Genomic DNA, 4,165 nt, shown 5'->3' on the forward strand with positions numbered 1-4,165 from the left:
TCATGATTATGTCTTTTCCGGAAAGGTCAAAAAAGGGGATTATAGCTGAGTTTGATTGAAATGGAATCAAGGTGGATTAAAATTTGTAAAGGCTCTTATCAAAAACATTAAGGCCGTCTGAAAACAGGTTTCAGACGGCCTACTCTTAGCTATTGGTCAAACGATTAATACCAGCCGCGCAGTTTCATTGCCTTTTCAACACGACGGATACTCATCATGTAAGAAGCGGTACGCAGGTCGACATCGTATTCTTGAGCCAAGTTCCAAATATCGCGGAACGCACGGCGCAGAACCACGGTTTCTTTCTCTTGAACTTCGTCAAACTCCCAGTAGTAGCCTTGCAGGTTTTGTACCCATTCAAAATAGGACACAACCACGCCGCCGCAGTTTGCCAAAATGTCAGGAACAACCAATACGCCGTTTTGACGCAGAATAACGTCGGCTTCAGGAGTAGTCGGGCCGTTTGCGCCTTCAACCACGATTTTCGCGCGGACTTTGCCTGCATTTTCGGAAGTCAATTGATTTTCCAATGCACAAGGGGCGAGTACGTCCACATCCAAAGCCAAAAGTTCGGCATTGCTGATTTCTTTACCGTAGCCGGCTTCATTGGTGATGAAACCTTTGGTTTGGAATTCTTTAATGATTGCTTCCATATCCAAGCCGTTTTCGTTGTAGATGGCAACGTCAACAGTAGATACGGCAACGATTTTCGCACCGGCTTTGTGTGCATAGTAACCGGTGTGGTAGCCCACATTACCGAAACCTTGAATGGCGTAAGTGGCACCTTTCACGTCTTTGCCCAGTTTTTCCAAAGCTTGGACGGCGGCGAAGTTTACGCCGTAACCGGTGGCTTCGGTGCGCGCCAAGGAACCGCCAAACTCAACCGGTTTGCCGGTAAACACGCCCGGTGCAGAATGTTTCACGACGTTTTCATAGGCATCAACCATCCAAGACATGATTTTGCCGTTGGTGTTCACATCAGGGGCGGGAATGTCGATTTTCTCGCCGATCAGCGGAGAAATGGCTTCGGAATAAGCGCGGGCGATGCGTTCCAATTCTGCTTCGGAATAGTTACGCGGATCCAAAGTAATACCGCCTTTACCGCCGCCGTAAGGAATACCGGCTACACAGCATTTGATGGTCATCCAAATAGACAGTGCTTTGACTTCGTCCAGATTTACATTGGGATGGAAACGCACGCCGCCTTTGTAAGGGCCGACGGCGTTATTGTGTTGGGAACGGTAACCGGTGAAATTTTCTACTGTACCGTTGTCGAGTTTGACAGGGAAGTTCACTTCCAAAACACGTTGCGGCTTTTTCAAGATTTCAAATACTGCCGGGTCGGCATTCAGGCGATCGCAGGCAATTTTTACTTGTTTTTGTGCAATTTCAAACGGATTCAGTGTTTCTTTAACAGCAGATGCGGACATGTATTTTTCCTTTTCATACACATGATTAGACGAGAGCCATACTTGTTACTATATACAAAAACAGGAAAAAATGTAATAGCATGTAGTCGATAAAAAGCAAATCCATTCATTTATATATAAATTTAGTTTGAGGCCGTCTGAAAATATCGGTACGCCGACCAAAAAATTTTCAGACGGCCTAGTATAAATGCTCATCAAACCATTCAAAAAAACACTCAAACCCTTTGTTTTTTAATGCCTACCAAACCGCCCTTTTTGTTGACAAAATCCCTTCCACATTACCAACAGACGGACAGACTTACACCAGCAAAAATTGTTAACAATTTAAACAAATATCCCTTTAAAGAATCAGCAAAACATCGGCAAATCAGGCAAACAATGTTAAAATAAGCGCTTAAATAATATGACAGAAAGCTACTCAATGACCACTGCTGCTTTAGAACACGTTCAAGCCGTTGCCTTTGATTTGGACGGTACCTTATGTGATTCCGTTCCCGATTTAGCCGCAGCAGCCCAAGCCATGTGTGCGCACTTGGATTTACCTGTTTTACCTACCCAAACGGTTGAAAGTTATGTCGGCGACGGCATCAGCAAGTTGGTTCATCGCGTCATTACCAATGATCGTGAAAAAGAAGCCGATCCTGAAATCTGGGAAAAAGGTTTTGTGTTCTTTATGAAATATTATCGCGAACACTTAAGCGACTTTACCTACCCCTACCCTGAAACCGAAGCCGGTCTCGGCCTGCTCAAGTCCTTGGGTATTCCATTGGTTGTCATTACCAATAAAAATGAAATTCTGGCTGCCGAGCTACTGAAACAACTTAATCTCGACGACTATTTCAGCCTGGTTCTCGGCGGCGACAGCCTGACTGAGAAAAAACCCAGCCCATTGCCGCTTCAACATGCGGCCGAAGTATTAGGCATCGACGTTGCCAATATGCTGATGGTGGGCGACTCCAAAAATGACATTATTGCCGCCAAAGCGGCCGGTTGCTTCAGCGTCGGCGTAACATTCGGCTACGGCGACATGACCTTGCTCTCTCAAGATAAAGCGACCAAACCTGATTTGTTGATTCGCGCCCTGCCTGAAATCTACGAAAATCTGCAACCGCAAAAAAACAAAGACGAAGAATAATTCGGCTTTATTTTCAGACGGCCTTTTCGGTGCTTTCGCCCAATCAGGCCGTCTGAAATGTAATTCAATGTAGTTAAATCCCTCCCCTTCCATATTCCCATGAAACCTCCCAAAACCTTACGCGCCCGCGCCTTGGATATTCTTTCCCGTCAAGAAGTCAGCCGCGTCGGTTTGAAACGCAAACTGGCCCCGCATGCTGAAAGCGAAGAAGAATTGGAAAAGGTTTTGGACGAGTTCGCCGAACGAAATTGGCAATCCGACCAACGTTACGCAGAAGCCTATATTCACAGCAAGAGCAACCGTTACGGCACGCTCCGCCTCAAGCAAGCCTTGGCGCAACAAGGTATCGATGCAGACGACTGTCGAGAGTTCCTACCCGACAGGGAGGACGAGCTGCAAACCGCCATTTCCGTCTTGCGTAAAAAATTCAAGCAAGAAGCTCAAGATTTGAAAGAAAAACAAAAACAAGCGCGTTTCCTTGCCTATCGCGGCTTTGGTGCCGACACCATTCAGACGGCCTTAAAAACCGCTTGGAATGAAGACGAAGACTTCTATCAATAATCATTCCCACTTGAATCTTTGCTTCTATCGGCGTACCCTTACGCTTTTATTCAATAATTCAATCAGAGCTTCATCATGTCCGACAAACCGCACGATACACCTAATCCCCTACTCGAAGACGAACGCAAAAATCCTGTTTACCGCTTGGGTCAGGCAGTAGCCGGATTCATGTTGCTGGTTTGGGCCGGCGTTTTGGCCTTAGTTTTCTTTTTGGTTTTCCGTTTTTGGTTGAGTTAAACCCAATCCAATTACAAAAAAGCCATAAACCCTCTTATAAAAAAGCCAATAGCTTTTATTTGTAAACATCAAAAAGGCCGTCTGAAAATGCTTTCAGACGGCCTTTGCTTATAACGAGATTATCCTCGAATCACTTTGCGGATATTCGGATTGGCATGCATTGCATGAATAATCTGATTAACCTGATCCAAGTCTTTGACTTTAATTGTAAATTTAAATTCTACAAAACCTTCTGTTCCTGCTTGCGCTTTGGTTGGCGTATCGACAGATTCGATATCCGCACCGGAATTGGAAATCGCTTGCGCCATTGAAGCCAACAAACCATGCGCATCTTCGGATTTGACGTTGAGGATGGTGCGGTACGTTTGATTACGCAAACTGTCCCAGCCCGCATCGAGTTGCTCTTCCGGATCGGCTTTGACCAAAGTTTGACAGGTATCACGGTGGATAATCATACCCTTGTCTTTAACCAATAAGGCGCGGATCGCATCGCCTGGAATCGGATGGCAACATTCGGCAAAATGAATCCGGCCGGTTTCTTGATCGTTGACTTTGATCGGGCTGAGTTTGACCGCACTGCCAAAATGTTGGCCTGCCAACTCGGCAATATGCATGGCAACGTGTACCGGCAAAGTATGCCCCATACCGACATTGTAGAGAACCTCTTCAAACGATGTTTGTTTGGTATTCAAATCGGCAAGGTATTTTTCTTTGAGGTCGTCTGAAAGCAGGATGTCTTTAGGCAACAGGCTGGATAAAGCTTTTTGCAGCAGGTTCTCACCCAAAACAACGGCATCGTGAC

5 protein-coding genes are annotated in these 4,165 nt (G+C 45.7%); 3 read left to right on the top strand and 2 right to left on the bottom strand.

Translation table 11 applies throughout. From position 1 onward, the window contains the following. Positions 1-164: 164 nt before the first annotated feature. Complete coding sequence (locus tag ACTHUM_RS10595; protein ID WP_070504425.1) at positions 165-1,430, bottom strand: Glu/Leu/Phe/Val family dehydrogenase; 1,266 nt, start codon at positions 1,428-1,430, stop codon at positions 165-167. Positions 1,431-1,851: 421 nt separating this feature from the next. On the opposite strand from ACTHUM_RS10595, the gene ACTHUM_RS10600 reads away from it, so the two are divergent. From ACTHUM_RS10600 to ACTHUM_RS10610, 3 genes are all read left to right on the top strand, one after another. Beyond that, on the top strand, positions 1,852-2,565 hold the full coding sequence (locus ACTHUM_RS10600; RefSeq protein ID WP_440361142.1) for a phosphoglycolate phosphatase: 714 nt from the start codon (positions 1,852-1,854) through the stop codon (positions 2,563-2,565). Between the two features lie 99 nt (positions 2,566-2,664). Next, positions 2,665-3,126, top strand: coding sequence for a recombination regulator RecX (recX, locus tag ACTHUM_RS10605; protein WP_049329865.1), 462 nt, complete (start codon positions 2,665-2,667; stop codon positions 3,124-3,126). Between the two features lie 75 nt (positions 3,127-3,201). Continuing rightward, positions 3,202-3,363, top strand: coding sequence for a hypothetical protein (locus ACTHUM_RS10610; RefSeq protein ID WP_039861975.1), 162 nt, complete (start codon positions 3,202-3,204; stop codon positions 3,361-3,363). 119 nt (positions 3,364-3,482) lie between these two features. Here the strand turns inward: ACTHUM_RS10610 and ACTHUM_RS10615 are convergent. Continuing rightward, the coding region (locus ACTHUM_RS10615; protein WP_440402865.1) for an ACT domain-containing protein at positions 3,483-4,165 on the bottom strand (683 nt) is incomplete at its 5' end.

The sequence above is a fragment of the Neisseria sp. P0021.S006 genome, from assembly GCF_051956895.1.